Origin of the sequence: Halococcus sp. AFM35 (genome assembly GCF_051195015.1) — an archaeon.
Lineage (GTDB): Archaea > Halobacteriota > Halobacteria > Halobacteriales > Halococcaceae > Halococcus.
The window spans coordinates 122,478-147,806 of the sequence record NZ_JBNTJU010000001.1 but is presented as its reverse complement, the minus strand read 5'-3'; the positions used below and the strand labels follow the sequence as shown (position 1 = coordinate 147,806).

The 25,329-nt window shown below is 65.6% G+C and carries 31 protein-coding genes; 13 read left to right on the top strand and 18 right to left on the bottom strand.

Features of this window, described 5'->3' with window-relative positions; all coding sequences use genetic code 11:
* Positions 1–3: 3 nt before the first annotated feature.
* The 3 genes from ACQUQO_RS00880 to ACQUQO_RS00870 all read right to left on the bottom strand — a co-directional run bounded on the left by ACQUQO_RS00880 (position 4) and on the right by ACQUQO_RS00870 (position 1,393).
* Positions 4–678 carry a COG4315 family predicted lipoprotein gene (locus ACQUQO_RS00880; protein WP_435076049.1) on the bottom strand — a complete coding sequence of 225 codons (675 nt, stop codon included), beginning with the start codon at positions 676–678 and terminating at the stop codon, positions 4–6.
* A gap of 86 nt (positions 679–764) precedes the next feature.
* Positions 765–1,067, bottom strand: coding sequence for a hypothetical protein (locus ACQUQO_RS00875; protein WP_435076048.1), 303 nt, complete (start codon positions 1,065–1,067; stop codon positions 765–767).
* Positions 1,068–1,111: 44 nt separating this feature from the next.
* Positions 1,112–1,393 carry a winged helix-turn-helix domain-containing protein gene (locus tag ACQUQO_RS00870; RefSeq protein ID WP_435076047.1) on the bottom strand — a complete coding sequence of 94 codons (282 nt, stop codon included), beginning with the start codon at positions 1,391–1,393 and terminating at the stop codon, positions 1,112–1,114.
* A gap of 129 nt (positions 1,394–1,522) precedes the next feature.
* Between ACQUQO_RS00870 and mvk the strand changes: the two genes are divergently transcribed.
* The 5 genes from mvk (at position 1,523) to ACQUQO_RS00845 (ending at position 6,460) form a co-directional block, all read left to right on the top strand.
* On the top strand, positions 1,523–2,509 hold the full coding sequence (gene mvk / locus ACQUQO_RS00865; RefSeq protein WP_435076046.1) for a mevalonate kinase: 987 nt from the start codon (positions 1,523–1,525) through the stop codon (positions 2,507–2,509).
* Positions 2,506–3,237 (top strand): isopentenyl phosphate kinase, encoded by a 732-nt coding sequence (locus ACQUQO_RS00860; protein ID WP_435076045.1) that lies wholly within the window; start codon positions 2,506–2,508, stop codon positions 3,235–3,237. Before mvk ends, ACQUQO_RS00860 begins: the two co-directional genes overlap by 4 nt.
* Before the next feature lie 166 nt (positions 3,238–3,403).
* Positions 3,404–4,750 carry an RNase J family beta-CASP ribonuclease gene (locus ACQUQO_RS00855; RefSeq protein ID WP_435076044.1) on the top strand — a complete coding sequence of 449 codons (1,347 nt, stop codon included), beginning with the start codon at positions 3,404–3,406 and terminating at the stop codon, positions 4,748–4,750.
* A complete protein-coding gene (gene idsA3, locus ACQUQO_RS00850) occupies positions 4,747–5,784 on the top strand; it encodes a geranylfarnesyl diphosphate synthase (protein ID WP_435076043.1) in 1,038 nt (345 codons plus the stop codon). The genes ACQUQO_RS00855 and idsA3 overlap by 4 nt, the downstream gene beginning before the upstream one ends.
* Positions 5,785–5,830: 46 nt before the next feature.
* A complete protein-coding gene (locus tag ACQUQO_RS00845) occupies positions 5,831–6,460 on the top strand; it encodes an SDR family oxidoreductase (RefSeq protein WP_435076206.1) in 630 nt (209 codons plus the stop codon).
* Between the two features lie 3 nt (positions 6,461–6,463).
* Here the strand turns inward: ACQUQO_RS00845 and ACQUQO_RS00840 are convergent, their stop codons facing one another.
* Both ACQUQO_RS00840 and ACQUQO_RS00835 read right to left on the bottom strand, forming a co-directional pair.
* Positions 6,464–6,883, bottom strand: a complete 420-nt coding sequence (locus tag ACQUQO_RS00840; RefSeq protein WP_435076042.1) for a DUF5804 family protein — start codon at positions 6,881–6,883, stop codon at positions 6,464–6,466.
* A 47-nt stretch (positions 6,884–6,930) separates the two neighbouring features.
* Complete coding sequence (locus tag ACQUQO_RS00835) at positions 6,931–7,779, bottom strand: amidohydrolase family protein (RefSeq protein ID WP_435076041.1); 849 nt, start codon at positions 7,777–7,779, stop codon at positions 6,931–6,933.
* A gap of 88 nt (positions 7,780–7,867) precedes the next feature.
* Here ACQUQO_RS00835 and ACQUQO_RS00830 point away from each other — a divergent pair, with 88 nt between their 5' ends.
* Both ACQUQO_RS00830 and tbsP read left to right on the top strand, forming a co-directional pair.
* Complete coding sequence (locus ACQUQO_RS00830; protein ID WP_435076040.1) at positions 7,868–8,272, top strand: VOC family protein; 405 nt, start codon at positions 7,868–7,870, stop codon at positions 8,270–8,272.
* 92 nt (positions 8,273–8,364) lie between these two features.
* Positions 8,365–9,192, top strand: coding sequence for a transcriptional regulator TbsP (gene tbsP, locus ACQUQO_RS00825; protein ID WP_435076039.1), 828 nt, complete (start codon positions 8,365–8,367; stop codon positions 9,190–9,192).
* On the opposite strand, the gene ACQUQO_RS00820 is transcribed toward tbsP, so the two are convergent.
* Entirely contained in the window at positions 9,186–10,031 is an 846-nt protein-coding gene (locus ACQUQO_RS00820) for an SDR family NAD(P)-dependent oxidoreductase (RefSeq protein WP_435076038.1), read from the bottom strand. The two genes, tbsP and ACQUQO_RS00820, sit on opposite strands and share 7 nt — an antisense overlap.
* A 400-nt stretch (positions 10,032–10,431) precedes the next feature.
* Positions 10,432–11,082: a helix-turn-helix domain-containing protein gene (locus ACQUQO_RS00815; RefSeq protein WP_435076037.1), complete on the bottom strand. Its 651-nt coding sequence runs from the start codon at positions 11,080–11,082 to the stop codon at positions 10,432–10,434.
* Positions 11,083–11,212: 130 nt separating this feature from the next.
* Between ACQUQO_RS00815 and ACQUQO_RS00810 the strand changes: the two genes are divergently transcribed.
* Positions 11,213–11,749, top strand: a complete 537-nt coding sequence (locus ACQUQO_RS00810) for a sterol carrier protein (protein ID WP_435076036.1) — start codon at positions 11,213–11,215, stop codon at positions 11,747–11,749.
* A 40-nt stretch (positions 11,750–11,789) separates the two neighbouring features.
* On the opposite strand, the gene ACQUQO_RS00805 is transcribed toward ACQUQO_RS00810, so the two are convergent.
* Positions 11,790–12,587 carry an enoyl-CoA hydratase/isomerase family protein gene (locus ACQUQO_RS00805; RefSeq protein WP_435076035.1) on the bottom strand — a complete coding sequence of 266 codons (798 nt, stop codon included), beginning with the start codon at positions 12,585–12,587 and terminating at the stop codon, positions 11,790–11,792.
* Complete coding sequence (locus ACQUQO_RS00800; protein ID WP_435076034.1) at positions 12,587–13,363, bottom strand: SDR family NAD(P)-dependent oxidoreductase; 777 nt, start codon at positions 13,361–13,363, stop codon at positions 12,587–12,589. Before ACQUQO_RS00800 ends, ACQUQO_RS00805 begins: the two co-directional genes overlap by 1 nt.
* Positions 13,364–13,424: 61 nt before the next feature.
* Between ACQUQO_RS00800 and ACQUQO_RS00795 the strand changes: the two genes are divergently transcribed.
* From ACQUQO_RS00795 to ACQUQO_RS00780, 4 genes are all read left to right on the top strand, one after another.
* On the top strand, positions 13,425–13,661 hold the full coding sequence (locus ACQUQO_RS00795; protein WP_435076033.1) for a DUF7576 family protein: 237 nt from the start codon (positions 13,425–13,427) through the stop codon (positions 13,659–13,661).
* A 285-nt stretch (positions 13,662–13,946) separates the two neighbouring features.
* Positions 13,947–14,465, top strand: a complete 519-nt coding sequence (locus ACQUQO_RS00790) for a helix-turn-helix domain-containing protein (protein ID WP_435076032.1) — start codon at positions 13,947–13,949, stop codon at positions 14,463–14,465.
* Between the two features lie 53 nt (positions 14,466–14,518).
* On the top strand, positions 14,519–15,646 hold the full coding sequence (locus ACQUQO_RS00785; RefSeq protein ID WP_435076031.1) for an acyl-CoA dehydrogenase family protein: 1,128 nt from the start codon (positions 14,519–14,521) through the stop codon (positions 15,644–15,646).
* A gap of 37 nt (positions 15,647–15,683) precedes the next feature.
* Positions 15,684–16,235: an HAD family hydrolase gene (locus tag ACQUQO_RS00780; protein ID WP_435076030.1), complete on the top strand. Its 552-nt coding sequence runs from the start codon at positions 15,684–15,686 to the stop codon at positions 16,233–16,235.
* On the opposite strand, the gene ACQUQO_RS00775 is transcribed toward ACQUQO_RS00780, so the two are convergent.
* Positions 16,232–16,465 (bottom strand): DUF5822 domain-containing protein, encoded by a 234-nt coding sequence (locus tag ACQUQO_RS00775; RefSeq protein WP_435076029.1) that lies wholly within the window; start codon positions 16,463–16,465, stop codon positions 16,232–16,234. The two genes, ACQUQO_RS00780 and ACQUQO_RS00775, sit on opposite strands and share 4 nt — an antisense overlap.
* Positions 16,466–16,548: 83 nt before the next feature.
* On the opposite strand from ACQUQO_RS00775, the gene panB reads away from it, so the two are divergent.
* Positions 16,549–17,355 (top strand): 3-methyl-2-oxobutanoate hydroxymethyltransferase, encoded by an 807-nt coding sequence (gene panB, locus ACQUQO_RS00770; protein ID WP_435076028.1) that lies wholly within the window; start codon positions 16,549–16,551, stop codon positions 17,353–17,355.
* Between the two features lie 307 nt (positions 17,356–17,662).
* Here panB and ACQUQO_RS00765 read toward each other — a convergent pair whose 3' ends face one another.
* The 8 genes from ACQUQO_RS00765 to ACQUQO_RS00730 all read right to left on the bottom strand — a co-directional run bounded on the left by ACQUQO_RS00765 (position 17,663) and on the right by ACQUQO_RS00730 (position 25,271).
* Complete coding sequence (locus tag ACQUQO_RS00765; RefSeq protein WP_435076027.1) at positions 17,663–18,634, bottom strand: phosphoadenosine phosphosulfate reductase family protein; 972 nt, start codon at positions 18,632–18,634, stop codon at positions 17,663–17,665.
* A 72-nt stretch (positions 18,635–18,706) separates the two neighbouring features.
* Entirely contained in the window at positions 18,707–18,892 is a 186-nt protein-coding gene (locus ACQUQO_RS00760) for a DUF7333 family protein (protein ID WP_435076026.1), read from the bottom strand.
* A gap of 66 nt (positions 18,893–18,958) precedes the next feature.
* Positions 18,959–19,789, bottom strand: a complete 831-nt coding sequence (locus tag ACQUQO_RS00755) for an aldo/keto reductase (protein WP_435076025.1) — start codon at positions 19,787–19,789, stop codon at positions 18,959–18,961.
* A gap of 93 nt (positions 19,790–19,882) precedes the next feature.
* The gene (locus ACQUQO_RS00750; protein ID WP_435076024.1) at positions 19,883–20,818 is read right to left on the bottom strand and encodes a PLP-dependent cysteine synthase family protein; all 936 of its coding nucleotides are present in this window, start codon (positions 20,816–20,818) and stop codon (positions 19,883–19,885) included.
* 52 nt (positions 20,819–20,870) lie between these two features.
* Positions 20,871–21,905 carry a PhoU domain-containing protein gene (locus ACQUQO_RS00745; protein WP_435076023.1) on the bottom strand — a complete coding sequence of 345 codons (1,035 nt, stop codon included), beginning with the start codon at positions 21,903–21,905 and terminating at the stop codon, positions 20,871–20,873.
* A 77-nt stretch (positions 21,906–21,982) separates the two neighbouring features.
* Entirely contained in the window at positions 21,983–23,059 is a 1,077-nt protein-coding gene (locus ACQUQO_RS00740) for an ATP-NAD kinase family protein (RefSeq protein WP_435076022.1), read from the bottom strand.
* A gap of 303 nt (positions 23,060–23,362) precedes the next feature.
* Complete coding sequence (locus ACQUQO_RS00735; protein ID WP_435076021.1) at positions 23,363–24,055, bottom strand: competence/damage-inducible protein A; 693 nt, start codon at positions 24,053–24,055, stop codon at positions 23,363–23,365.
* 61 nt (positions 24,056–24,116) lie between these two features.
* Complete coding sequence (locus tag ACQUQO_RS00730) at positions 24,117–25,271, bottom strand: NAD(P)/FAD-dependent oxidoreductase (RefSeq protein WP_435076020.1); 1,155 nt, start codon at positions 25,269–25,271, stop codon at positions 24,117–24,119.
* Positions 25,272–25,329: the final 58 nt, after the last annotated feature.

Below are 25,329 nucleotides of genomic sequence, written 5' to 3'. Positions count from 1 at the left end.
GAGTCAGTAGTTTATTCCGCCACCACCGGCGGACCCACCACCGCCATCGGTCCCGATTGTCGTCTCGCTTCCAGTAGTGGTTCCCGTCACGGATATCCTCGATCCGTCGGGGGCGGCGACGAACCAGACGCCGCCGACGCCCTGCCCCGTCGCGTCGCCCGGCTGCGTGTCGGGGGCGTAGTAGTAAAGCGGCGTGCCGCCGACGGTGACCTGCATCGAGCCGTCGCCGCGCTCGATGGTCCCGAGGTCGGCGGTCACGCCCTCGCCGGCGGTCGGCTCGCCGTCGACGGTCAGCGGGGGCCACGCCTCGGCACAGTCGCCGGTACAGTTGCTCCGTCCCCCGGAGTCTTCGGTGAACAGGTACAGCGTCATCCCATCGGGACCGACGAGGATGTCGCCGAGTTCCGGATGTGAGGTGACCGCGACGGTCGGGCCTCCTGTTCCACCCCCGGCCGCCGTGCCGGTCGCTCCGCCGGTGGTCGTCCCGTCGCTCGGCTGCGCTCCGCCAGCCGCTGTCGTCTGCCCATCCGCCGTCGGTTCGCTATCACCGTTGTCGGCGGTCGTCGCGCCACCGCCGTTGCCGCCACCACCATCGCCCCCGAGACAACCGGCGACCGCGCCCATCAGTCCGGTTGTCCCCGCTGCGGCGAGTCCGTGGAGGAGTGTTCGTCGGTTCATCACGACCGGAACGTACGGGTCACGACAACATATCAGTTTTCCAAACACTCTCCGAACTCTCTCCAAACTTCAATGGAAACCGACGGTCACTCGACCGTCACCCACGAGAGTGCGCCGAGCGCGCCGAACTGGAGGAGGGTCAACACCATGAACGCGATGTTGTATCGTGCCGGAATCTCGGCGAACCACGCGCTCGTCGTCGGGTCAACGACGAAGAGATAGAACGCGAAGCCGTTCTCGACCAGCAAGAACCCGCCGAAAAGCAGAAAGCCGAGCGTGACTTTCGTCCGCAGTTCGAGGTGGGTTCGAACCCAGAGGTAGCCCAGTCCGCAAAGCACCGCGATGTTGAGGACGGTGACGAGTCGCGTCACGTCGAACCAGATGGGCATCTATGCGTTTCTCCGTTGGCGTTCGCTCGGCAAGTAGTTGTCTCTCAGTCGTCTTCGACCCTCTCGATGACCGCTTCGACGAGCGGCCAGTCGTCTTTCACCCGGTCGGTCAGCGAGTACATCGTCCCGTAGTCGTCGCTGCTGTTCTTCACCACGTCGTGGTCTGTGAGCACGTCGAGGTGGTGGCGGACGGTGGTGTAGTCGAGGTCGAGTTCCGCCGCGAGCTGGTTTGCGTTCCACGGTCGCTCGTCGAGCGCTCGGAGGATGCGTATCCGGTTCGGACCCCCGCGAGCGCCTGCGAGCACGTACCAGAGGACGCTCTCCATTGTCCCTTCGTTATGACTCACTCCCTATATATGTCCACTCCGGTGGGCGGCGAACCGCTGTTCGCTATCCCACTTCCTCTCCCGCCCGATTCGGAACGACTGTTATCCCACGGCTCCCGAGTACCTGCCATGACCTCCACGTCGAGCGCCCCCGGCAAGGTCTATCTCTTCGGCGAACACGCGGTCGTCTACGGCGAACCCGCAGTGCCGTGTGCCATCGAGCGCCGTGCGACGGTCGAGGTCACCACCCGCACCGATGGCCGACTCCGCGTCGATGCTGGCGACCTCACTCTCGATGGATTCACAGTGGAATACGGCGGCGACGGCGCGCCCGACGTCGATGTTCCGCAGTCGCTGGTCGAAGCCGCGACCGGGTATGTGGACGGCGCGGTCGCACAGGCCCGCGATGCGACAGACACGCCCGAGGTGGGCTTCGACGTGGCCATCGAGAGCGCGATACCATTGGGAGCGGGACTCGGCTCCTCGGCGGCGGTCGTGGTCGCGGGCATCGACGCCGCGACGCGCGAACTCGGCGTCGAGCTCGCGCCCGCAGAACTCGCCGAGCGCGCCTATCGCGTCGAACACGAGGTCCAGAGCGGCGAGGCCTCCCGTGCGGACACGTTCTGCTCGGCGATGGGCGGCGCGGTGCGAGTGGAAGGCGACGACTGCCGGCAGCTCGACGCGCCGAACCTCCCGTTCGTCATCGGGTACGATGGGGGCGCTGGTGACACCGGCGAGTTGGTCGCAGGCGTGCGCGCGCTCCGTGAGGAGTACGGCTTCGCCGCCGACACGGTCGGAGCGATTGGGGACCTCGTCCGCCGGGGCGAGCGCGCGCTCGACGAGGGGAATTTCGACGAACTCGGGCGGCTGATGGACGTCAATCACGGCTTGCTCTCCGCACTCGGGGTGTCGGCGCGCTCGCTCGATTCGATGGTGTGGGCCGCCCGTGAGGCCGGCGCACGCGGCGCGAAACTGACGGGAGCGGGCGGCGGTGGCTGCATCGTCGCGCTCGACGAGAGCGACGCCAGCCGGACGGCACTCAGCTACACGCCGGGCTGTGTGGAGTCGTTCCGCGCCGAACTCGATTTCGAGGGCGTGCGCCGGGAGGACGGATGACGGTCGTTTTGAAACTCGGCGGGAGCGTCATCACCGACAAGCAGCGCCCGGAGACGCTCGACGAGGGGAACCTCGCGCGTGCGGCCGCAGCAGTCGCGGACTACGACGGGGAGATAGTGCTCGTCCACGGCGGCGGGAGCTTCGGCCACCATCACGCCAGCGAGCATGGCATCACCAGCGAGACGGGCAGTCACGACGTGACTGGCGCGCTCGCGGTTCATGATGCAATGGGACGGCTGAACGACGCCGTGCTCGCCGCTCTCCACGAGCGAGACGTGCCCGCGCTGCCGGTTCAGCCCCTTTCGGCGGCCGCGCGCGACGGCGATGGGATGCTGTCGCTGTCGACGACACAGGTGAAAACGATGCTCGCCGAGGGGTTCGTTCCAACTGTTCAAGCCGACATCATCGCCCATTCTGGGGCGGGCGTCACGGTCGTGAGCGGCGACGAACTCGTGGTGGAACTCGCCACACAGTTGCATGCCGACCGTGTGGGGCTGTGTGCGGGCGTTCCGGGCGTGTTCGGTTCCGATGGTGAGGTCATCGGGCACATCGAGTCCTTCGCCGCGGTTCGGGAGGCGCTCGGCGGGAGCGACGCGACCGACGTCACCGGTGGAATGAGTGCGAAGGTCCGGGCGCTGCTCGAACTGGACGTACCAGCGTCGATTTTCGGTCTCGACGGATTGGAGGACTTCTTCGACGGCGACTCACCCGGGACACGCGTCGGCTGAGCGCCGGTCGGACGGCTCGTCGGCGACCCACGGAGTTTATACCACCCCTGCCCATAGCCCCATCTATCCGAGAGACCGCCCCGGGTGCGGTTCGGGGCGGGCGGGCGGGTCACGCGACCGGCCAGCCTAGTCCTTCGTGCACGCGGGCGGCTCGGGAGCAACAACTATGGAAATCGATATCGCGACAATCGGCGGCTACGAGGAAGTGGGCCGGCAGATGACGGCCGTGCGGGCGGGCGAGGACATCGTCGTCTTCGACATGGGACTCAATCTCTCGAAAGTCCTCATCCACGACAACGTCGAGACCGAGCGGATGCACAGTCTCGACCTCATCGACATGGGGGCGATTCCCGACGACAGAGTCATGTCCGACCTCGATGGCGAGGTGCAGGCCATCGTGCCGACTCACGGCCACTTGGACCACATCGGGGCCATCTCGAAGCTCGCCCACCGCTACGACGCACCCGTGGTGGCGACGCCCTTCACCATCGAACTCGTCAAACAGCAGGTCGAGAGCGAGGAGAAGTTCGGCGTCGGCAACGACCTCGTGAAGATGGACCATGGGGATTCGATGGAAATCGGTGAAGGACTCGAACTGGAGTTCGTCAACGTCACCCACTCCATCATCGACGCCATCAATCCCGTGCTTCACACGCCCGAGGGGTCGATTATCTACGGGCTGGACAAACGGATGGACCATACGCCCGTGATCGGCGACCCAATCGACATGGACCGATTCCGCGAAATCGGTCGCGAGGGCGAGGGCGTGCTCTGTTACATCGAGGACTGCACGAACGCCGGCCGCAAGGGACGCACCCCGAGCGAGCAGCTCGCGCGCAACCACGTCAAGGACGTTCTGTACAGCATGGAGGATTACGACGGCGGTATCGTCGCCACCACCTTCTCCAGCCAGATCGCCCGCGTCAGCTCCATCGTCGAGTTCGCCAAGGACATCGGTCGCCAGCCAGTTCTCCTGGGTCGGTCGATGGAGAAGTACTCGGGGACTGCCGAGCGCCTCGACTTCGTGGACTTCCCCGACGACCTCGGCATGTTCGGCCATCGCCAGTCCGTCGATAGGACCTTCAAACGAATCATGAACGAGGGCAAGGAGAACTTCCTGCCCATCGTGACGGGCCATCAGGGCGAGCCGCGTGCGATGCTCACCCGGATGGGTCGCGGCGAGACGCCCTATCAGCTCGACGAGGGCGACAAAGTCATCTTTAGCGCGCGCATCATCCCCGAACCGACCAACGAGGGCCAGCGCTACCAGTCCGAGCAGTTGCTCAGAATGCAGGGCGCGCGCATCTACGACGACGTCCACGTCTCGGGGCACATGTCCCAAGAGGGCCACTACCAGATGCTCGATGCCATCCAGCCCCATCACGTGATTCCGGCGCACAACGACATGGAGCACCTCGCGCGCTACGTCGACCTCGCGGAGGGGAAGGGCTACCGGATGGGGCGGGACCTCCACGCGACGCGCAACGGCAACGTCATCTCGCTGGTCGAATGAGCGCGTCGGCGGAGGCGGTCGAGACGGCTATCGAGACCCGGCGGGAACTCGTCAACGCGGCGCTCGACGAGCACCTGCCAGTCGAGGAGCCCGAACGCCTCTATCGGGCTTCACGCCACCTCCTCGACGCCGGTGGCAAGCGTCTCCGCCCCGCGCTGACGCTGCTGGTCGCCGAGGCGCTCGTCGACGGCGCAAGCGAGCCGTACGAGACCGTGCCGACGCTCGACGGGGAGAGCGAAATCGACCTGATGGCGGCGGCGGTGAGCATCGAGACCATACAATCCTTTACGCTGATCCACGACGACATCATGGACGACGACGACCTCCGTCGGGGCGGTCCCTCGGTCCACCGGGCGTTCGACACCGAGACGGCGATCCTCGCCGGCGACACGCTCTATTCGAAGGCCTTCGAGTTCATGCTCGAAACCGGCGCGCCGCCAGGGCGCACGGTGCAGGCGCTCTCGGAGCTCGCTCAAACGTGTACGCGCATCTGCGAGGGCCAGTCGCTCGACGTCGAGTTCGAGCGCCGTGCGGACGTCACGACCGAGGAATACATCCACATGGCCGAGCAGAAGACCGCCGTTCTCTACGCGGCGGCCGCGCGGATTCCCGCTCTCTTGCTCGGGGCCGACGACGAAACGGCCGACGCGCTCGGGGCGTACGGACTCGACATCGGGCGCGCCTTCCAGATACGCGACGACGTGTTGGACCTCACCGTCCCAAGCGAGCAGCTGGGCAAGCAGCGCGGCAGCGACCTCGTTGAGGGCAAGCGCACGGCGGTGACGCTGCACGCACGCGAACAGGGCGTCGACGTCGAATCGCTCGTCGAGACGGACGACCCACAAGCCGTGACCGAGGAGGAAATCGACGCCGCCGTCGCCACGCTGGACGAGGCCGGCAGCATCGAGTACGCACGAACGCTGAGCCGTGACCTCGTCGAGCGTGGTAAATCCCGGCTCGACGTGCTGCCGAACAACGAGGCGCACGAACTACTCTGCGGGCTGGCGGAGTATCTCATCGAACGGGGCTACTGACAGCCGAAAGCGGACGACTTAGGGACCATCGGACCGTATGGCGGCCGTGAACGTACTCATCGCGGGCGCACACGGCGGAGTCGGCCAACACATCACTGAGGTTTTGAGCGAGAGCGACCACGAAGCGACGGCGATGGTCCGGGCGGAGTCACAGGTCGCGGAGATGGAGGAATTCGGTGTCGAGACGGTCGTTGCTGACCTGACCGAGGACGTCGCGCACGCGGTCGCCGGCCATGACGCCATCGTCTTCGCGGCGGGGTCGGGCGGCGAGGACGTCGAGGGCGTCGACCGCGACGGCGCAATCGGGATGATCGAGACCGCCGAAGCCGAAGGTGTCGAGCGCTTCGTCATGTTGAGTGCGATGAACGCCGACGACCCCGAGAACAGTCCCGACGCGCTCTACGACTACCTGCTCGCAAAACAGGCAGCCGACGACCACCTGCAAGCGAGCGACCTGACGTACACCATCGTCCGGCCCGGTGCGCTGACTGACGACCCGGCGACCGGCACGATTCGGACGGCGAAGAAACTCGACCGCGGCGAGGTGACGCGTGCCGACGTCGCGCGGACGCTCGTGACGGCACTCGACATGGAAAGCACCCACGGCGAGACCTTCGAGATGCTCGACGGCGACGAGCCTATCGAGGAAGCGCTCGAAAACCCCGCGACCGAGTGAGTCTCAGCCGTCGAAGGCCGCTTCGGTGATGCGGACGACGAGTCCGTCTTCGTGGTCGCTTTCCGTGGAAAACGTCGGCTCCGTGAGGCTGTCGCCGTCGATGCCGTAGATTTTGTACGCATAGCCGGTTTCGTCGGGAGTGACTCGTCCGTCGCGGACCGCCTCGGCGAGCGGACGCGAGAGCCATTCTTCGTCGCTGATGGAGGGCTCGCGGACGAGCGCGTCGCTCGCAAAGCGGACCAGATACCAGTTCAGGTCATTCAGGAGCGAAACGGCCGCGCCGAGGCTCACGGTGGTGAGGACGAGCGTGTTCGTGTACGGTTCCGCGAGGTCATACGTCGAGAGCGCGCGGCGGGCAGTCTCGCGGGAGAGCAACTCATAGCGAATATCACAATCGCCGCCGACGAGACAGACCTGCGTCACGGACGGGAGAACGGCGGGCGCGGTCAAAGCCGTTTCGTCACTCGCCCTCAGCGCTCGCCGAGGAAGCGCTCGGCCGTCCACGCGAAGATATCGCGAAATGCGCTTTCGGAAAGGTCCCGGTCCAGCAGTCCGGCACGTTCGCACTCGTAGGGATAGGGAATGTTCGGATAATCAGAGCCATAGAAAACCGATTCCGAGAGCGCTTCGAGCCGGTCATCGGAGACGTCGATTTCCGCACCGAGGTGTTCGGCGGCCTCGGTGGACATGGCAAAGGAAGTATCGAGGAAGGCGTTGTCGTGGTCGGCGACGAGCGCGAGGAACCCCTCGGTTTGGAACGCACCCATGTGGGCACAGGCCGCACGCACCTCCGGGTAGGACTCGGTGAACGTCTCGAAGGACTCGATGCCGACGTGCGGACTGTCCTCGTACAACGGTGCGGTGCCGGCATGGAAGAGAATGGGTCTGTCATGCTCGGCGGCGAGTTCGAAGGCGGGGTCGAGCCGCGGGTCGGCCGGCCCGCATTCTTGAACTGGGCACTGGAACTTCAGCCCGCGTGCGCCCGCCGCGAACGCCTCCCTCACGACCGCCCCCACGTCATCGTCGCCGTGGACGGTGGCAAAGGGAACAGTCATCTCGGAGTCGGCGGCCCGGTCGAGCAGCCACTCGTTCAGGTCGACGGCCATGCCCGGTTTGTGGGCGTACGGCAGGGCGAGATACCGTTCGACGCCCGCCGCCCGGAACTGTGCTTCCATCCCCTCGCGGGCGGTCGGATGGTCGAACTGCCAGCCGGCCTGCTCGGCGAGCGCGCCACGAATCGCACCCATCAGGCGGTCGGGCAGCAGATGGGTGTGGCCGTCGATGGCCGGTGCGAACGGCTCAGATGAGGCGGAAGCCATACCGTGCGGTCGCGCTCGGCGGTGATGAGTTGCCGGGTCAGACGCACCTGTCCAGCGGGCTTTTGTCCCGCAGGCTCCATCCCCGTGCATGACATTCGAACCGGTCGACCTCGACCACGTCGCCATCCGTGTCGGCGACCTCGACAGGGCACTCGAATTCTATCACGACCTGCTCGGACTCCCCGTCCGCGACCGCGAGCGCTTTGAACGGGACGAACTCCCGTTTGTGGCCGTCGCCGCCGGCGGCCGACACCTCCATCTCGTTCCCACGGAGGAACCGTTCGACGTCGACGGCGAGCACGTCTGCATCCTCCTGCGCTCGAACGAGACCGACACGCGCGAGGCGATGGCGACGCTGCTCGACGACCTCCGGGAAGCCGACATCGAGGTCGAGGAGGGCGAACCGCGCGAGCGCCTCGGTGCGTACGGCCGCGACTGGGCGGCCTACGTCCGCGACCCCGACGGCCGGCGGGTCGAACTCAAACTCCACTGAGCAGGTCACGACGCGATAAATCACCACCTTTCTTTCATTTTTAAATAGCTAGCGTGATTCGTTACTTCGCTCCGGTTCGTTGTCCTATTCGGATGAACCCCACAATGCAGCCCACCCGCATAGAAAAGAACGCGACTGACGTCTGCCACATGGTTCTCGACAGCGCCACTGAAGACGTGCTCGCGGTCGGTCCCTCACCGGCGGTCATCGATGGTCTCGTGGCGGTGCTCTCACAGCACGAAAGCGCACCGACCGTCCGCCTGCTGGCCACGGAGTCGGTGCTCAAGGAAGCAGTGGGCGAGTTCACCGATGCCAGCGCCATCGCCGATCTGGTCGCCGATGACGTCCTCTCGCTGCGGGCGAGCGCCGCGCGCCTCGACGGGCCGCTGTTGCTCACCGACGAGCGGGTCGTCTCGCTCGTGACCACCGACGAGCGGGCCGCCGGACTCGCCACCGACGACGCCGAGTTCGTCGGTGCCGCCCGCAACCACTACGCCGACTACTGGACGGACGCCGACCCGTTCAATCTACGCACGCCGCCGCTCTCGCGCGTGCAGGAGACCCTCGAAACCGAGTTCGACGCGGAACTGGCCGACGACTTCGAGGCGATGCGCATCGCGCTCGCCGAATCGGAGGGAGACCTCGACGAGGTGGACATCAGCCTGCTCACCGCCGCCAGAAACGAGGCGCTGCTGTACGACATCAGCACGTGGGGCGAGAGCGTCGGCCTCGCCAGCCGGGCAACGTTTTCGCGCAAGAAAACCCACCTCGAAGAGCGTGGTCTCATCACTACCGAGAAGGTGCCAATCGACGTCGGTCGTCCACGCCTGCGGCTCCTGCTCGGCGACGACCGCCTCCAGGAAGCCGACGCCGGCGAGGTCGTGGCCGTGGCGGCGGGACTGCTCGCGGCGGTTCAGTAAGTCAGCGTGTAGCCGCCGTCGAACAGCAGGTCGCCACCGTCGAGATGGCTGGCGTGCTCGGAGAAGCCCATCGTGAAGACGTTCGCCACTTCGATTGGGTCCATCATCTCCTTGACTCTGGCCTCGCCGAGCATCACGTCCTCGACGACCTCCTGTTCACTGATGCCGCGCTCTTCGGCCGTGTCGGCGATCTGGTTCGTGACCAGCGGGGTCTTCACGTAGGCCGTCGAGAATGAGAAGGCGCGGACCTCCCCCTCTCCCTCGGCGGCAATCGACTGGGTGAGACCCCTGAGTCCGAATTTCACCATGTTGTAGGCGACCTTATCCCGGGTAACGTAGTGACCGTGAATCGAGCACATGTTTCCCACTGCGCCGCCGTCACCCTCACGCATGTGCGGGAGACAGCCCTTCGTCAGCGCCAGCGGCGCGCGTAACATTGCCTGCTGCATCCGGTCGTATTTGTCCATCGGGAACTCCTCGATTGGAGCCACCGTTTGAAGACCGGCGATGTTCGCCAGAAAGGTGATTTCTCCGCAGTCGGCCGCGCGCTCGACCACGCGGTCGATGTCGTCGTCATCGGTCAGGTCGCCGGCGACGGTCTCGACCGCCCCGTCGAGGGCGAGTTCGGCGTGTTTGTCGACCGTCCCGTCGAGTCCGCTCGCGTCGATGTCGGTCGCCACCGTCGTGAGTCCGTTGTGGGCGAGCGCGAGCGCCGTCGCCCGACCGATGCCCGAGCCGGCACCGGTGACGAGCGCGACGTTGTCGCCGTCGAACCGTGGGTCGTCGAGCGTCAGCACGTCCTCGCGGGCGAGTTCCGGCGGCTCCGTCGGGTCCGTCATACGGTGAACTGCTCCGGTGGCAGCCATAAATCTGCTGGGCCGACACGAACGCGCCCGATGAACGCGGCGGTGCGGCGGTGCGGCGGTGCGGCTGCCGTGCGGTTGCGGTGCAGCGGCGGCCCCTGGCGGATGAAGGGCGAACGCCCGCAGGGCGTGAGGGCTTCGGCGGTGCTGTTCGGTGGTGGTCGCGGAGAGCGGTGGTGTCCGCGCGAGTGAAACGAGCGCGGTTCACGAGAGACGCGAAGCGTCTCTCTGGTTCCCGTTCACTCCCTGCGGTCGTTCACGAGAACACCGCGAACGAGCAACGCGAGTGAGCGGAGGTTTTTAGTCCAGGTTTTGGAAGGGGTTCGAACGCGAGTGCAGCGAGCGCGAGGACCCCTTGTAAAAAAGTGGAGGTACGTTACGGGACGATGGCGGTGAGCACCGCCGCCTCGATTTTGCGGAGGTGTTCGCCGACGGTACCGCCGGTGCGGTCGAGTTCCTCGGCGATGTCGGCGTGGGTCGCCCGGCGCGGAACCTCGTAGTAGCCCGCATCGATGGCGGCTCTGAGGGTCTGCTGCTGGCGGGTGGTGAGTCGGGCGAACAGCCGTCTGGCGCTCGGTTCGTACTCGCCGGTCTCTTCGAGTTTGAGACCGACGTCGTCGGGAACGGACGCTATCGTCTCCCGAATCGTCGCCTCCTCGCCGACGACGGTCATGCGCAGCCCACCACGCGAGGTGTATTCGATTGGCGTATCGAGGATGATCTCGTGTGATTGAGGTACGGCGAGCAGGCCCGCGACGGTGGTGTTGGTCTCGAAGTGAATGTAGGCGTGGACGCTGTCGCCGGTCTGTGAGACGTTGTGGGCGAGCACCTCCGGGCAGTCGGCGAGGACCTCCTCGACGTGCGCTTCGGTGCCGTCGAGTTGATAGAGCGTGACGGCAGTCCCGTCGTCGAGGCGGTTGATGTTGTGCAGCGCCGTGCGCGTCACGTCCGCGTCCTCGGCCAGCCGCCGGTCGGAGGGATGAATCCCGCCGTCGGGCGGGATGAGAACGAAGGTGACGTACCGCATACTGGGGATGCACGGAGCGGCTGTATATACCTTTCGCGCGTGATGGATTTTCCGGCCGTATATAAATGGCCGCGAATGCCCCGAGGAACCTTCATTGTCGTGGCTGCGAACCGTCAACTGGTGTCATCCAATGACTGAGGCAGATTACGACCCGGACCCGCTGCTCTTCCCGAGTCAGGCGTGGTTCGCCGAGTACGAAGACCAGATCAACAACGACGCGGAGTACGCGGAAGTGAGCGAGGGCTGGGGCGTCGATTTCAACGGCCATTTCGTCTTCGAGATGACCGAGATGCCCGTCGACGACCTCGACGTCGATGCGATGCCCGAGTACCTCCAGGAGGAACTCGACACGTATCTCAAAGAGACCAACGACCGCGGCTACGTCGGCCACGCCTTCTGTGGTCTCGAAGACGGCGAGTGCACCGGCGCGTACCTCATCGAAAGCCCGGACGACGTCGACGAGGGTTTTCTGCTGTCGGCGACCACCGAGAAGTGGAAGGCGCTGTTGAAACAGGAGATGGGCGTCATCGACGGGCTGATGGGAGGGGATTTCGAACTCGATGGCGACATGCAGAAGGTCCTCCAATACTCGGACGCCGCCGTTAGACTCACTGAACTCGCCGGCAACCCCGACCACGAGTTCGCCGACGAGAAATACGCCAACTGAGCCACCCGCATCACTTTTTGGCGCGTTCCGACGCGATAGGCTACTGTCCCTCGAAGTCAGGGTCGTCGTCGGTCACAAACGCCGTGATACCGGCGGCAAGGTCATCGGTATCCAGCAGGTGGCCGAAAGCCTGCGATTCGACTTCGAGACCCGCGTCGATGTTCTCGAAGCCCTCGCGCATGGCGCGTTTCGTGTACCGCTGGGCGATTGGCGGGCCGCCCGCGATGTCGGCGGCGAACTCGGTCGCCTGCTCGTCGAAGTTCTCGTCGTACACCGCATAGAGGTACCCGAACTCCTTCATCCGCTCGGCCGGGAATCGCTCGGCGGTGAAGACGACCTGTTTGGCGGCGCTCTCGCCGATGAGTCGCTGGAGCCGCTGTGTCCCGCCCCAGCCCGGCAGCAACCCGAGGTCGTGTTCGGGCAGTCCAAATTTCGAACTCGCGCTCGCCACCCGGAGGTCCGCACACATCGAGAGTTCGAGACCACCACCCAGACAGTGGCCGTCGATGGCCGCCACCACAGGCATATCGGTCTCTCGGAATCGGCCGAACACCTGCTGGCCGCGCCGGGAGTGTTCGGTCCCTTCTCGGTGGTCCATCGCACCCGAGGATTGGACATCGGCTCCGGCCGAAAAGGCGTCCTCGCCCGCGCCGCGCAGCATGATGGCGCGGATTTCGTCCGCAGCCTCCAACTGGTCGACCGCCTCGCCCAGTTCGTCGAGCATCCGGTCGTTGATGCTGTTCATCGCGTCCGGCCGGTCGAGGACGAGCGCCGCGAGGTGTTCCGCCGGCTCTTCGAGCCGAATCGTCTCGAAATCGTCGGTGAGCTCGTCGGTCATCAGAACGTGAAGAGGTCGATGCCGCCGGTGACGCCCACCACTTGGCCGGTGATGTAACTCGATTGCTCGCTGGCGAGATAGGCGACGAGATTGGCGACGTCCGCCTCGCGGCCGAGCTGGCGCATCGGGGTGGCCTTGGCGATGCGCGCGAAGTGCTCGTCGACCTCCTCCAACTGTTCGGGCGGGAGGTCCGCGAGTGCACCCACGACGATGCTCGGCGCGACGATATTGGATGTGACGCCGGACTGTGCGCCCTCAAGCGCGAGCGTCTTCCCGAAGCCGATGAGGGCTGCTTTCGTGGCCGAGTAGGAGAGTTGGCCGAACCCGCCCTGCCAGCCGGCCATCGAGGACATGTTGATGATGCGCCCCCAGCCCCGGTCGCACATCGCGGGGAACACCTCGCGGGTGACGTTGTATGAGCCGGTGAGGTTCACAGATATATCGCGCTCCCAGATGTCGTCCTCGAAGTCTTCGACCCGTGCGCGGGCGTCGACCATTCCGGCGTTGTTCACGAGCACGTCGACCCCTCCTGTCTCCTCGCGGATGGCCTCGATAGTCGCGGAAACGTCCTCGCGGTCGGTAAGGTCACATTGAACGGCGTGGGCCGTGCCGCCGTCGTCTGCGATGCCGTCGGCGACGGTCTCCGCACCGTCTTCGTCCACGTCGAGGACGACGATTTCCGCACCTTCGTCGGCAAGGGTCTCGCAGTCCTCGCTGCCGATGCGTCCGCCGCCGCCGGTGACGAGTGCCGTCTTGTCGTCGAGTCCGAAGTCCATGTGCGCGTGGACACTCGCGGGCCGCCGTGAAATCCGTTGCTCCCCGAATGCGTGGCCGTTTATGAGTGGACGCGCAAGCGATGGACTGGAGTGCGTCGAGAGCGTTCGTCGACCGATGGAAGAACCGGACGATACGACGCCGAACCCCGGCCGGGAGACCGAGAGCGCGACGTGTGAGAACTGCGGCGCGCGCCTCGACCCGCTCGAATGGGAAACGCTCGACGACGACGCGGAAGCCAACGAGGACCTGCATTTCTGTGACGAGGACTGCATCGAGGAGTGGCGAGCAGAGGGATAGACGAACCAATATGTGTCGATAGCGGTGGCGCGCGGTGAAACCGGCCGCAGGCCGGTGAGCGCGCGAGGGATGAGCGGAGTGAAGGCGAAGCCCGAACGGAGCGAATCGGTTGGGGAGGGTGTGGCTGTCGCGGTGCGGTAGCGGATAGTTATTCGCACCGCGAACGAGCGAAGCGAGTGAGCGGGAGTTTTTAGTCCAGGTTTTTGCGAACCCGTGAGCGGAGCGAACGGGTGAAGTAAAAAAGTGGGGCGGACGAATTATACCGCTCACCCACCAAGGAGTCGTATGCCCAAATACTCCACCGGCGATTCGGCGGGTGGCGGCGGGAGCTGTGAACTCTGCGGGACATCGAGCGACGATTTGACCACGGCGACGGTCGCCGGGGCCGAACTCGACCTCTGTCCCGACTGTGTGCCCCACGGCGAGGGGGACCGGCGGTCGAGCCGCGATAGCGGAAGCCGTGACGGGGATTCCGGCGGCCGCGAACGGGACAGCCGACAGCGGGCGGCCAGAAACGTCGCCAAACTCGCGGATGCCCAGACGGGTGATTCCAGCCGCTGGGAGCGCGAGGGGACGAACTACGACCGCGACCAACTCCCATACCTCGTCTCGGGCTACGGTGACCGGGTGCAGAGTGCGCGCGAGGACGCCGACCTCGGCATCGAGGAGCTGGCCGACGAACTCGACGCCGACCCGAAGAGCCTCGATGCAATAGAGGAGGGGCGGGCCGCTCGCGCGGGCGTCGGCGGCTCGCTGGTCGAGGCGCTCGAAGACCGTCTCGACGTGACGCTCGTCGACGATTGAGGAGCGCCGTGCGGAACGGGAAATTTTTGCGCGTTCGGTGACGTGTGAGCGCTATGGACCTCACTGCCGAACAGCGCGCCATCCGCGACACCGTCCGGAAGTTTGCCCGCGAGGAAATCAGGCCCGAGGCCGAGCAAGCCGACCGCGAGGAGACCTTTCCCGAGGAGGTCTGGGATGGACTCGCCGAACTGGACATGACCGGGCTGACGACGCCCGAGGAATACGGCGGGTTCGACGCCGATTCGCTCACCTACAGTCTTGTCAACGAGGAACTCGCGGGCGGAATGTTGGCGGTGGTAACGGCGCTTTCGGTCCACTGTCTGGCCACCTCCTGTATCGCGGAATTCGGCGACGACGACCAGCGCGAGCGCTGGCTGCCCGATATGAGGGAGGGAAGACCCGTGGGCGCGTTCGCGCTCTCGGAACCCCACGCTGGCTCGAACCCCGCCGCGATGAGCACCGAGGCGCGGCGCGAAGGGGACGAGTACGTCATCAACGGCGACAAGCAGTGGATCACCAACGGCGACCGTTCCGGGGTCATCATCCTCTTTGCGAAAACCGACCGCGAGGACCCGAAAAGCATCACGCAGTTTCTCGTTCCGAAGGACACGGAGGGGCTGGAAGTCGGCCCCAAAGAGGACAAACTCGGGCTGCGCGCGAGCGACACGACGAGTCTGACGTTCGACGGCGCACGGATTCCGGCCGAGAACCGGCTGACTGAGGAGGGAAGGGGTCTGTCGGCGGCGCTGTCGATTCTCACCGGTGGGCGTATCGCCATCGCCTCTCAGGCTGTGGGTCTCGCCCAGCACGCACTCGACGAGTCGCTCGCGTATGCCCAAGAGCGCGAGCAGTTCGGCGACGCCATTAGCGAGATTCAGACGATTCGGCACAAACTCGCCGAGATGCGGACGAAGACGCAGGCCGCGCGGCTGCTGACACGGGCTGCGGCCCGGCGAGCCGACAGGGGCGAGGAGTATCGGGAAGCGGCGAGCATGGCGAAGTATTTCGCCAGCGAGAGCGCCGTCGACGTGGCCAACGAGGCCGTCCAGATCCATGGCGGCTACGGCTACACTACTGACGGCGGTGTCGAACGGCTCTACCGGGACGCCAAAATCACCACCATCTACGAGGGGACGACCGCCATCCAGAAGAACGTCATCGCGCGCGAACTGCTCGACTAACCGAAGCCGACTTCCCCCGTCCTGTCCTCCTCTCGGTATGACCGTCACCGTTCCCGAGGACGTCGAGGCCGTCGTCTACGACCTCGACGGAACGCTCGTGCGCCTCACCGTCGATTGGCAACGCGTCGAGACCGACATCGCCAGTATGCTCCGCGAGGAGGGTATCGACCCGGTCGGTCTCGATGCGTGGGCCATGCTCGATGCCGCCGAGGACGCGGGCGTCGAAAGCGAGGTGGAGTCGCTCATCGCCGCGGCCGAGCGCGACGGCGCACACGAGTCGCGTCGACTGGCCTTCGCCGACGAGATCGAAACCCGGCTCCCCGTCGGGGTTTGCTCGCTCAACTGTGAGGAAGCCTGTCGTATCGCGCTCGAAAGACACGACCTCGCCGAGCGGATGGGCAGCGTCGTCGGGCGCGATTCGGTGGCCGAACGAAAGCCCGCTCCGGAACCGCTGTTGGCCGCCGTCGAGGAACTCGGTGCGACTCCCGAGCGAACCCTTTTCGTTGGTGATTCGGCCGGTGACGCCGAGGCCGCCGAACGGGCCGGCACGCGCTTTTCCTACGTCGGCGACGGGCCGACGAGTTACTAAGTGTGGGTTCGGCGTGCATAGCCATAGACCGCCACTGCGACGAGAATCCAGACGACAGCACCGACGCGGACCGCAAAGGAGACGCGCGCGTTCCACGAGTCGAGGGGGGTACCCGCCGAGAGCACGGCGACGACCGGCGCGCCGACGACGATGGTGAGGACGAACGTGACCTGCATCACCCAGCCGTAGTCGACGCCCTCGGGGTCGCTGGTCTCGACGGGGTCGGGCACAGTCGGAGGTCCGCGCGCGCGGCGATAAGTCGTGTGGTCGCTCATCCGGATACGTTTAACCCCACCGGGTGTGAGAGGCGGGTATGCCAACGACAGTCGGCGAGTTCCGTGCCGGCGACGCGCCGCTGACGATGCTGACCGCCTACGACGCCCCCACTGCGGATGCCTGCGAGGCGGCAGGCGTCGACGCGATTCTCGTCGGCGACAGCATGGGTAACGCCGCGCTGGGCTACGATTCGACGCTCCCAGTCACCGTCGATGAGGTCGCCAGCCGGACGGGTGCGGTCGCGCGCGCGACCGAGGAGACGCTCGTCATCGCGGACATGCCCTTCCTGAGTTTCGGCGTCGACGAAGCCGAGAGTATCAAGAACGCCGGCCGGATGGTCAAGGAAGCGGGCGCACACGCAGTCAAGCTCGAAAGCGGTTCGCACACCGTGGAACTCACCGAGCGCCTCGCCGACCTCGGGATTCCGGTGATGGCCCATCTCGGACTCACACCCCAAAAAGTCAACCAGTTGGGCTACGCACGGCAGGGGACCAGCCGCGAGGCCGCCGAGGAGATCGCGGCGCTCGCCGACGCCCACGAGGAGGCCGGGGCGTTCGCGCTCGTGCTCGAACACGTGCCGGCGAACCTCGCCACGCAGGTCACCGATGAACTCTCGGTTCCGACCATCGGCATCGGCGCGGGTCCCGACTGTGACGGACAGGTGCTCGTCGCCAACGACGTGCTCGGACTCGGCGAGGGGCTTCCACCCTTTGCCGCGTCGTTCGGTGACGTTCGCGGCGAGATGGAAAAGGCGGTTTCAGGCTACGTCGACGCCGTCGAAAGCAAGGAGTTTCCGGCCGACGAACACAGTCACGTCGAATCGGAGCTAGACGACCTCTACTGAGACGGCTGGCGATGGCGGTTGCGGTGGCGGTCCTGGCGGATGAAGGGCGAGACCACGAACGGAGTGAGTGGTCGAGGGCTTCGGCGGTGCTGTGCGGTTGGCGGCGCGGTCGCGGAAAGTGGAGTCGTCAGACCGCGAGCGAGTGAAACGAGCGAGCGGGCCGAGGAACCCCCGGAGGGGGTGACGATGGCTTTTGGTGGAGGTTTTGCGAGCGAGCGGCCGCAGGCCGCGAGCGTGGTTCGAGACGGCGAAGCCGTCTCGTCATCACGAAAGGCGCTTCGCGCCTTTCGAACGATAGCAAAAGGTCCTACATGTAGCCGAGGTCGCGCAGGCGCTCCATCAGGTCTTCCTTGTCTTGGGCGCGGCCGGCGCGCTCGGTGGTGCCCTCCAAATCCTGGAGCCACGCGGGGTCCTCGTCGGATTTTTCCGTGCTGACTTCGCTGCCGAGCGAGCGGAAGCCGGCGAAGTATTTCGGGCTGATGGGGATGTCAGCGTTGGTGAGGCCGTTCGGCAGGTCGTCGGCGCTCTGGGGGACGTAGCCCTCCTCGGGGAAGCCTTCTACCGTCTCCGGCACCGCGAAGTTCCAGAAGGCGTCCCAGACGTCGCGCTCTTTGAACTGGACGATTGGCTGGATGCGGTCGTGGGGCGGGTAGATGTCGGGGTCGTGGCGCGGACTGAAGAAGGTCTCGTTCGCGCGGGCCTCCTGTTCGTCCCAGCGCACGCCCGAGATGACGCCGTCGACGTCGTACTCTTCGAGCGCGTCGTTGAGCGCCACAGTTTTCAAGAGGTGGTTGCCGACGTAGGTATCCAAGAGGAACGGGAAGGTGTCCTCCTCGTATTCGAGAATCTCCCGGACGTGATGTCGATTGTGCTCGGAGAGCTCCTCGATGGGGATGTCGTCGCCGGGTTCGAGCCCGTGTTCGTCGACGTAGTTACCGACGTCCTCGTTGCGCGCATACCGCACGTCGAGGTCCCACTCGTCGGCCCACTTCTCGACGAAATCGTGGATTTCGTCGAAGTGCTGGTAGTGGTCGATGAAGATGGCGGGCGGCACGTCGAGGTCGAAGCGCTCGGCGACTTCCTTGATGAAATAGAGGGTGAGCGTCGAGTCCTTCCCGCCGGTCCACATCACCGCGGGGTTCTCGTACTGTTCGAGACCGCGTTTGGTGACCTCGATGGCCTTCTCGATCTTGTCCTCGATGGTCGGGTAGTCCTCGGGGTCTTCGCCCTCGCCGTCGGTGTAGTCGACGTCGAGGTACTCCGGAAACTGGACTGACATGGCATAATGAGATATAATTACCTCCCTAAAAGCGTTTGTGACTTCGCTCCGGGTTGGTATGCTATCGCACGCTCAGCGTGTCGCACGGTACTCGCCGTGCTGGATGCCGACAAACAGCGTCAGCACGCCGAAGACGAGCAGGCCGCCGAGCACCATCATCACCGTGCTCATCGCCATCGGACTCATGAACGTGCCGATGGCGATGACAGCGAACAGCACCACGAACGCCCCGACCGTCTTCCCGAGATCGAACTCCATACCGACGCTTCGAGCGCCGCGAGAATAAGGGTTGGTAAACCGGTCGGTCGCCGTCGCGTCGTGGCCTCACCACGGAGCGAAGCCGGGGTCGACCTGCCGCTCGCGCTCGTCGATGTCGTCGATCTTCTCCACATCCTCGTCGTCGAGTTCGACGCCGAGGGAGGCCCAGTTGTCCGCGATGTGGTCGTCGCTGGTGGCCTTCGGAATCGCCGTAATGCCCTTCTCGCGGAGCCACGCGAGGCTGACCTGCGCCTCGCTGGCGTCGTGTTTGTCGGCGACCTCGGAAAGTTCGTCGACCTCGAAGACCTTCCCGCGGGCCAGCGGCGAGTACGCGACGAGTTCGATGTCGTGGTCGTCGCAGTACTCTCGAAGTTCTTCCTGCTGGAGCAGGGGATGGCACTCGACCTGATTGGCGAAGATCGGCTCGTCGAGCACTTCCCGAGCCTCGTCGAGATGTTCGGGTTCGAAGTTCGAGACGCCGATGCGGTCGATTGCGCCCCGGTCTTTGAGTTCTTCGAACGCTGGGAGGGTATCCTCGGGGTCGTACTCGCCGGACGGCCAGTGGGTGTAGAGCAGGTCCACCGCGCCCGTGTCGAGTTTGTCGAGGCTCTCGGTCGTGGAGTGAATCACGTCGTCGTAGTTCAGATTCGACTTCCAGACCTTCGTGGCGAGGAAAATTTCCTTGCGCGGGACATCTGCCTGTGCGATACCCTCGCCGACGCTCTCCTCGTTGCCGTAGGCCTGTGCGGTGTCGATGTGGCGGTATCCCATGTCGAGCGCGCTGCGGACGCTCTCGGCACACTGTTCGGGGTCCTCGTTCTCCCACGTGCCGAGACCGAGCATCGGCATGCCGCTGGCGCGCTCGACGCTGTCGGGACTGAATTGCTCTTGAGACATACACCGAACGAAAGGGACGACGACTGAAAAGCGGTTGGGAAACCGGCGAATCGGACCCGTTTCGCGCCCGATATCCCGACGGTGCGAACGGCCCTATCGCTCGAACATCCCGGTCGACATGTAGCGCTCGCCGCTGTCCCAGAAGACGGTAACGACGAGCGGGTCGTCAGTATCGGCGGTATCGCCAGCATTGGCATCGCTGGCGTCGTCGGCGAGGCGGTCGGCGACCCGGCGGGCAACGAGGTTCGACGCGCCGCTCGACTGGCCCACCAGAATCCCCTCCTCGCGGGCGAGTCGGCGACACTCCTCCTCGGCGGCATTGAGTGCGACCGTTTCGACTGCATCGAGCAGGTCGCTGTCCAAAATCTCGCTCACGAACCCCGGTCCCATCCCCTCGAAGTCGTCCGCGCCGGCCTCGCCGGTCGAGAGTACGGCGTTGGTTGCGGGTTCGACGGCCACGACCTCCATCTCGGGAAATTCCTCACGCAGCCGGCTGCCGATGCCAGTGATGGTCCCCCCGGTACCGACCGCGGCGACGAGCGCGTCGACAGTTCGGTTTTCCACCTGTTCGAGTATCTCCTCGGCGGTCGTCTCGTAGTGTGCGCGGACGTTCGCGGGGTTTTCGAACTGGCGGAGCTGGACCATTCCCTGATTTTCGAGTTCGTCGGCGCGCTCTCTGGCCTCGTCCATCTCCCCGTCGACGAGTTCGAGGTCAGCGCCGTAGGCGGCCATAATATTCCGACGCTCTTCGGATTTCGAGGCGGGCATCACGACCGTGAGGTCGTAGCCCTTCGCCGCCGCGACGACGGCGAGTCCGATGCCCGTGTTCCCGCTGGTCGGCTCGACCATGCGGTCGCCCGGCTCCAGTAGTCCATCCTGCTCTGCGGTCTCGACCATCGCGCGCGCCGGGCGGTCCTTCGCCGACCCGCCCGGGTTCTTCGATTCTATCTTCGCGGCGACGGTCGCCCCCGCCAGCGCGTCGACTGCCACCAGCGGCGACCCGATGGCGTCGAGAACACTGTCGTCCATCGGCAGCAGTACGTCGCCGGAGCCTAAACCGGTGACGGGATGGGAGCGAGGGCTACGTGATGGTCGTGTGAATCGACTCCTCGTTGAGTGCGAGATTGGTGGCGATTTCGGCGTTGCGGACGGCGTACTGAGCCGTCTGGGCGAGGCTGACGAGCACCTCGCGCACGCGAAGGAGTGCGTCGTTGCTCATCTCCGGCAGGTCGTCGAGGATTTCGCTCTCGCGGTCGTTGATGTCGGCGAAGCGGTCGCGCACCTCGACAGTCAGTTCGAAATCACGCTCGACCGCGGCCCGCACCGCGAGCTCGGAGATGTCGTCGACGGCATCGGTGAACTCCCTGATGCGTCGCATCGTCGCGTCGTCGACCTCGAGGGTGTGGCCCGGCGACTCCATCGCAATCGTGGCGATGTCCTCGGCGTTGTCGGCGGTGAGTTCGAGGTTCTTCGCGATGGAACGGTAGCCGATGAGCGGGAAGCCGTCCGCAAGCCCCACCGCTCGGGCGAGCGTCGGGTTCTGATAGGCAGTGAAGGTCAGCCGCAGGAGCAGGACGAATATCTTGTTCGCCTGGCGCTCGCGGTTCAGTGCGCGCTCGGCGAAGTCGGGGTTGCCGAGTGCGAGCGCCTTCATCGCCTCGTCGCGCATCGTCGAACCCGTCGATTCGAGCCGTTCGAGCAGGTTATCGAGCGTGAAGTCCTCCGGGTCGACCGAACACCGGATGGCGATGCGCTCGGGGGTTTCCTCGATGACGCCCAGCCCCATCAGTTGGGTCTCGGCGTTGTAGACGGCGTTGATGTGGGCCGAATCGAGCGTCCCCTCCTCGACCTCGATGTGGATGACCCGGCGACCGAGGACGTACTGGGCGACGATGGCGCGTTCGAGCGCGCTCGCATCCATGTTTGCGGCGTGAATCGTCGCTCGGGACTCCTCGGTCTGGGCGGATTCCGGCATCACAGTCAGGGTACCTTTCCCGCCCGAGCGCAACGACACCTCGTCGCCCTTCTCGACGCCGTGTTCGCGCGCCCACTCGGCGGGTAAGGTCATCGCCAGCGTCGAGGGACCGAGCCGCTGGACTTTTCGCGTTTCGACCATGCGAACACGGTGTCCCCAATCACCTTAATCTTCACTATACTCCACTAAACTATCCGCCCATCCTACTAGCGATACTGCTATACGACCTTCAGCAGCCGCCGCTCGACGCGGCCGATCCTGACTTTCCGCCAGCCCCGGAGGTCCTCGTCGAGGTCCCGGTCGCCGGTATCGACCCGCAGCACGCCGATGTCGTCGAGCTTGGACCGCGAGGCGACGATTTCGATCCCCGACTGTCGGAGGACGGCCGGCGAGAGCTGCTGGTTGCCCCGCCCGAAGACGAACCCCTGCCCGCCGATGGGCGAGACCATCACGACGCTGTGCTCGTCCAGGCTATCGAGAATCTCGTCGGCGCTCCCGTCCCTGACGAGCAGTTCGCCGCCCTCCTCGCCCGCCCGCCAGACGTCGACGCCGAGCGGACTGCCATCGAAGCCGAGTTCGCGCTTTATCGCACCGAGGGTGCTTCCGGGTCCCAGCACGTAGGTCACACCTGCTTCGACGTCGGCGGCGACGCCCGCTGCGAGCGTTGCGACGCTGCCGCCGGAGAGCTGCTTGCTCGATTGGAGTTCCTCGGCGACCGGAACCTCGGCAAGCCCTTTCAGTTCGCTCGTGACCTCGCCCGAGCGGTAGGCTGCCTCGTCGATGTCGTTGACCTCGCGGGTTGCGGTGCGTTCGAAGGTCGCCGCGATACGCCCGGCCGCACGCGGCGAGACCGCGAACACCGACGAATAGATCTTGACGCCGGCCGGCACGCCCAACATCGGTATCTCCCGGTTGCACTCGGCGAGCGTCTCGGCGACGTCGACCGCCGTGCCGTCGCCGCCGACGAACAACACGAGGTCCACGCCCGTCGTGGCGAACGCGCGGACGGCGTCGCGCGTGTCCGCGGCGCTCGTCTCTCCCGGTGGGTCGCTGACGGTCTCGTACTCGAAGCCGGCTTCGGTGACGACCGTCTCACCCATCGCTCCGCCGGCAACGAGCAGTTCGATATCCACCTCGGTGGCCGCAAGCGACTGGAGCGCCTCACGGGCACGCTCGGGTGCGCGCGGTTCGGCCCCGCGCTCGCGTGCCTCCGCGACCTTGCCGTCGGTTCCCTTCAATCCGACGCGACCGCCCATCCCGGCGATGGGGTTCACCACGAAACCGACACGTCGCATACCCTCCGTACTCCTGTCGCCGGCAAAAGCCGTCCGACTCGAACGACCTAAAGGGGCGGCCGGACAAGGATGGGCATGAACGCGGTACTCCTCCAGGAAGGCGTGCAGACGGGCATCATCAACGGGGCCGGTATCGTCGTCACCGTCGCGGGACTGGCCATCGTCGCCGCGTGGTGGGCGTATCTCTATCGCTGAGAGGGACTGTTGTGAGTGTTTTCGAGGGTCGTTGACTGCGGATTGCTCTGAGTTTGACGAACCGTTCGGTTTCACCATGCGGCACAGAATCACAACAGTCCCTCTGGCTCAGTCCTCGACGAGCGTGACGTGTTCGCCGAGCCAGTCGGCCGCCGCCGTGGCTTCCTCCCGATTCTCGCTCTGAACCTTGAGCCGGACGTGCTCGCCGGGGTAGCTTCCCACACTCACATCGAAACGCTCGCGGACCGCCTCGATCCTGTCGAGCAGCGCGCTCTCGGGTTCGTCGGCGTGGACCGTCTCGACGTGTTCGATGGTTCCAGAGAACTCCTCGGCGACCGATGCGAACATCGCCTTCATCTCGTCGGGCACGCCCGGAAAGACATAGACCGATTCGACGACACAGCCCGGCGCGACGCCCTCCTCGTTGTGGAGCACGCGCGCCCCGCTTGGGAGGTCGGTCGTGCCGGCGGCGAGGTCGTCCCGTTCGTAGCCGCCGTGTTCTTCGAGCCATGCCACCGCTTCGTCGCTTTCTTCGAGGTCGCGGTCGAACGCCCGCGCGACGGCGTCCATCGTCAGGTCGTCGTGGGTCGGCCCGAGACCCCCTGTGACGAGGACGGCATCGTAGCGCCCGTGGAGGGTAGTAATGGTGGCGGCGATCTCGTCGATACGGTCGGGGACGACGACCGCGCGCTCGACGTCCGCACCCCGTTCGGTGAGGCGCGTGCCGAGCCACGCGGCGTTCGTATTCACCGTATCGCCGGCCAGCAGTTCGTCGCCGACAGAAACCAGCGCGACGCGCATACCATACGCTGGGGGGCGAGTGCGGAAAAAGCCGTAGGTCCGGTCTCGAAAAGCGCGCGTTTCAGAGGTCCGACCACGCCTGCGCCGCCCGCGCCGTCCCGCCGACGTCACGGATCCAGCGCGCGGCGATACCCTTCTTCAGAACCTCCGCCGCCGGCCCGCCGAAGGTGTTGATGGGGACGCCGACGACGTCGTGGGCGACGGCCGCGTCGCCAATCGATACCACTGTGCCCTTGTCCTCGTGGGTCCACTCCGAAAGTGGCTGACCGTGGAGCGCGCGAGCGACGTTCCCGCCAGCGACCTCGGCGGCCTGCCAGGCGGCCTGTGCGGTCGGCGGGCATGGTCCATCAGGTTGGTCGACGATGGCCGAATCGCCCAGCGCGAACACCCGGTCGTCACTGGTCTCGAAGGTCGCGTCGGCGTTCACCCGGTTGTGTTCGTTTTCGAGGCTCGCATCGCCCATCGCGTCACGGCCCGTGATGCCACCGGTCCAGACGAACACGTCGTGGGCGAGCGATTCCTCGGACTGGAAGTGGATCTCCTCGGCGTCGGCTTCGGTGATGGGGTCGTCGGTCGAAATCTCGATATCGCGCTCCAGAAGGCGCTTTCTGAGCGCGCCCTGTAGCTCGGGGTCGTTGCCCGGGAATATCTCTTCGAGGGCTTCGACGAGCGTGATGTCGATTGGCGCGTGATGCATGTCACGGAACTCGGCGATCTCGCCGGCGGTCTGGATGCCCGAAAGCCCAGCGCCGCCGATGACGACCTGTGCGGGCTCGTCGGCGGTCGCCTCGCGGGCGGCTTCTTTCACCTGGTCGTGGATCTCGAAGGCGTCGTCGAGGCTCTTGAGCGTGAGCGAGTGCTCTTCGAGACCGTCGATACCGTAGTACGCGGTCTGAGAGCCGAGCGTGACGAGTGCGTAGTCGTAGGCTACCGTCGAGCCGTCAGCCAAGGAGACTTCGCGGTCGTCGCAGTCGAGACCGGTGACCTCGCCCTGAATGAAGCGGGTGCTCGGCGATTTGATGGACTCGATTGGTATCGTGACGTCCTCTTGGACGCTCGGGTCGCGGATACAACGATGGGACTCGTGAAGCACGAGGTGGTAGTCGTTGTCCGAGACCCAGACGAGGTCGGTGTCCTCGCCGAGGGCGTCTTCGAGGCTCATGATTGCACCGGCCCCGGCATAGCCAGCACCGAGGACGACAACCGTTTCGGTCATACCCGCCCTGCGCGGGCAGCCGTTACAAAGGCTTTGAAACGGCTCGCGGCGGCGTTCG

Bases quoted from the DNA above. Each gene is read 5' to 3' on its own strand.
- ACQUQO_RS00790 (WP_435076032.1), top strand. From the start codon at position 13,947: ATGCCCAAATACTCCACCGGCGATTCGGCGGGTGGCGGCGGGAGCTGT.
- ACQUQO_RS00740 (WP_435076022.1), bottom strand. From the start codon at position 23,059: ATGCGACGTGTCGGTTTCGTGGTGAACCCCATCGCCGGGATGGGCGGT.
- ACQUQO_RS00745 (WP_435076023.1), bottom strand. From the start codon at position 21,905: ATGGTCGAAACGCGAAAAGTCCAGCGGCTCGGTCCCTCGACGCTGGCG.
- ACQUQO_RS00875 (WP_435076048.1), bottom strand. From the start codon at position 1,067: ATGCCCATCTGGTTCGACGTGACGCGACTCGTCACCGTCCTCAACATC.
- ACQUQO_RS00760 (WP_435076026.1), bottom strand. From the start codon at position 18,892: ATGGAGTTCGATCTCGGGAAGACGGTCGGGGCGTTCGTGGTGCTGTTC.
- ACQUQO_RS00820 (WP_435076038.1), bottom strand. From the start codon at position 10,031: ATGACGGACCCGACGGAGCCGCCGGAACTCGCCCGCGAGGACGTGCTG.
- idsA3 (WP_435076043.1), top strand. From the start codon at position 4,747: ATGAGCGCGTCGGCGGAGGCGGTCGAGACGGCTATCGAGACCCGGCGG.
- ACQUQO_RS00830 (WP_435076040.1), top strand. From the start codon at position 7,868: ATGACATTCGAACCGGTCGACCTCGACCACGTCGCCATCCGTGTCGGC.
- ACQUQO_RS00835 (WP_435076041.1), bottom strand. From the start codon at position 7,779: ATGGCTTCCGCCTCATCTGAGCCGTTCGCACCGGCCATCGACGGCCAC.
- ACQUQO_RS00810 (WP_435076036.1), top strand. From the start codon at position 11,213: ATGACTGAGGCAGATTACGACCCGGACCCGCTGCTCTTCCCGAGTCAG.
- ACQUQO_RS00880 (WP_435076049.1), bottom strand. From the start codon at position 678: ATGAACCGACGAACACTCCTCCACGGACTCGCCGCAGCGGGGACAACC.
- ACQUQO_RS00870 (WP_435076047.1), bottom strand. From the start codon at position 1,393: ATGGAGAGCGTCCTCTGGTACGTGCTCGCAGGCGCTCGCGGGGGTCCG.
- ACQUQO_RS00860 (WP_435076045.1), top strand. From the start codon at position 2,506: ATGACGGTCGTTTTGAAACTCGGCGGGAGCGTCATCACCGACAAGCAG.
- ACQUQO_RS00765 (WP_435076027.1), bottom strand. From the start codon at position 18,634: ATGTCAGTCCAGTTTCCGGAGTACCTCGACGTCGACTACACCGACGGC.
- ACQUQO_RS00785 (WP_435076031.1), top strand. From the start codon at position 14,519: ATGGACCTCACTGCCGAACAGCGCGCCATCCGCGACACCGTCCGGAAG.
- ACQUQO_RS00780 (WP_435076030.1), top strand. From the start codon at position 15,684: ATGACCGTCACCGTTCCCGAGGACGTCGAGGCCGTCGTCTACGACCTC.
- mvk (WP_435076046.1), top strand. From the start codon at position 1,523: ATGACCTCCACGTCGAGCGCCCCCGGCAAGGTCTATCTCTTCGGCGAA.
- ACQUQO_RS00805 (WP_435076035.1), bottom strand. From the start codon at position 12,587: ATGACCGACGAGCTCACCGACGATTTCGAGACGATTCGGCTCGAAGAG.
- ACQUQO_RS00735 (WP_435076021.1), bottom strand. From the start codon at position 24,055: ATGCGCGTCGCGCTGGTTTCTGTCGGCGACGAACTGCTGGCCGGCGAT.
- ACQUQO_RS00800 (WP_435076034.1), bottom strand. From the start codon at position 13,363: ATGGACTTCGGACTCGACGACAAGACGGCACTCGTCACCGGCGGCGGC.
- ACQUQO_RS00750 (WP_435076024.1), bottom strand. From the start codon at position 20,818: ATGGACGACAGTGTTCTCGACGCCATCGGGTCGCCGCTGGTGGCAGTC.
- panB (WP_435076028.1), top strand. From the start codon at position 16,549: ATGCCAACGACAGTCGGCGAGTTCCGTGCCGGCGACGCGCCGCTGACG.
- ACQUQO_RS00795 (WP_435076033.1), top strand. From the start codon at position 13,425: ATGAGTGGACGCGCAAGCGATGGACTGGAGTGCGTCGAGAGCGTTCGT.
- ACQUQO_RS00855 (WP_435076044.1), top strand. From the start codon at position 3,404: ATGGAAATCGATATCGCGACAATCGGCGGCTACGAGGAAGTGGGCCGG.
- ACQUQO_RS00755 (WP_435076025.1), bottom strand. From the start codon at position 19,789: ATGTCTCAAGAGCAATTCAGTCCCGACAGCGTCGAGCGCGCCAGCGGC.
- ACQUQO_RS00730 (WP_435076020.1), bottom strand. From the start codon at position 25,271: ATGACCGAAACGGTTGTCGTCCTCGGTGCTGGCTATGCCGGGGCCGGT.
- ACQUQO_RS00815 (WP_435076037.1), bottom strand. From the start codon at position 11,082: ATGCGGTACGTCACCTTCGTTCTCATCCCGCCCGACGGCGGGATTCAT.
- tbsP (WP_435076039.1), top strand. From the start codon at position 8,365: ATGAACCCCACAATGCAGCCCACCCGCATAGAAAAGAACGCGACTGAC.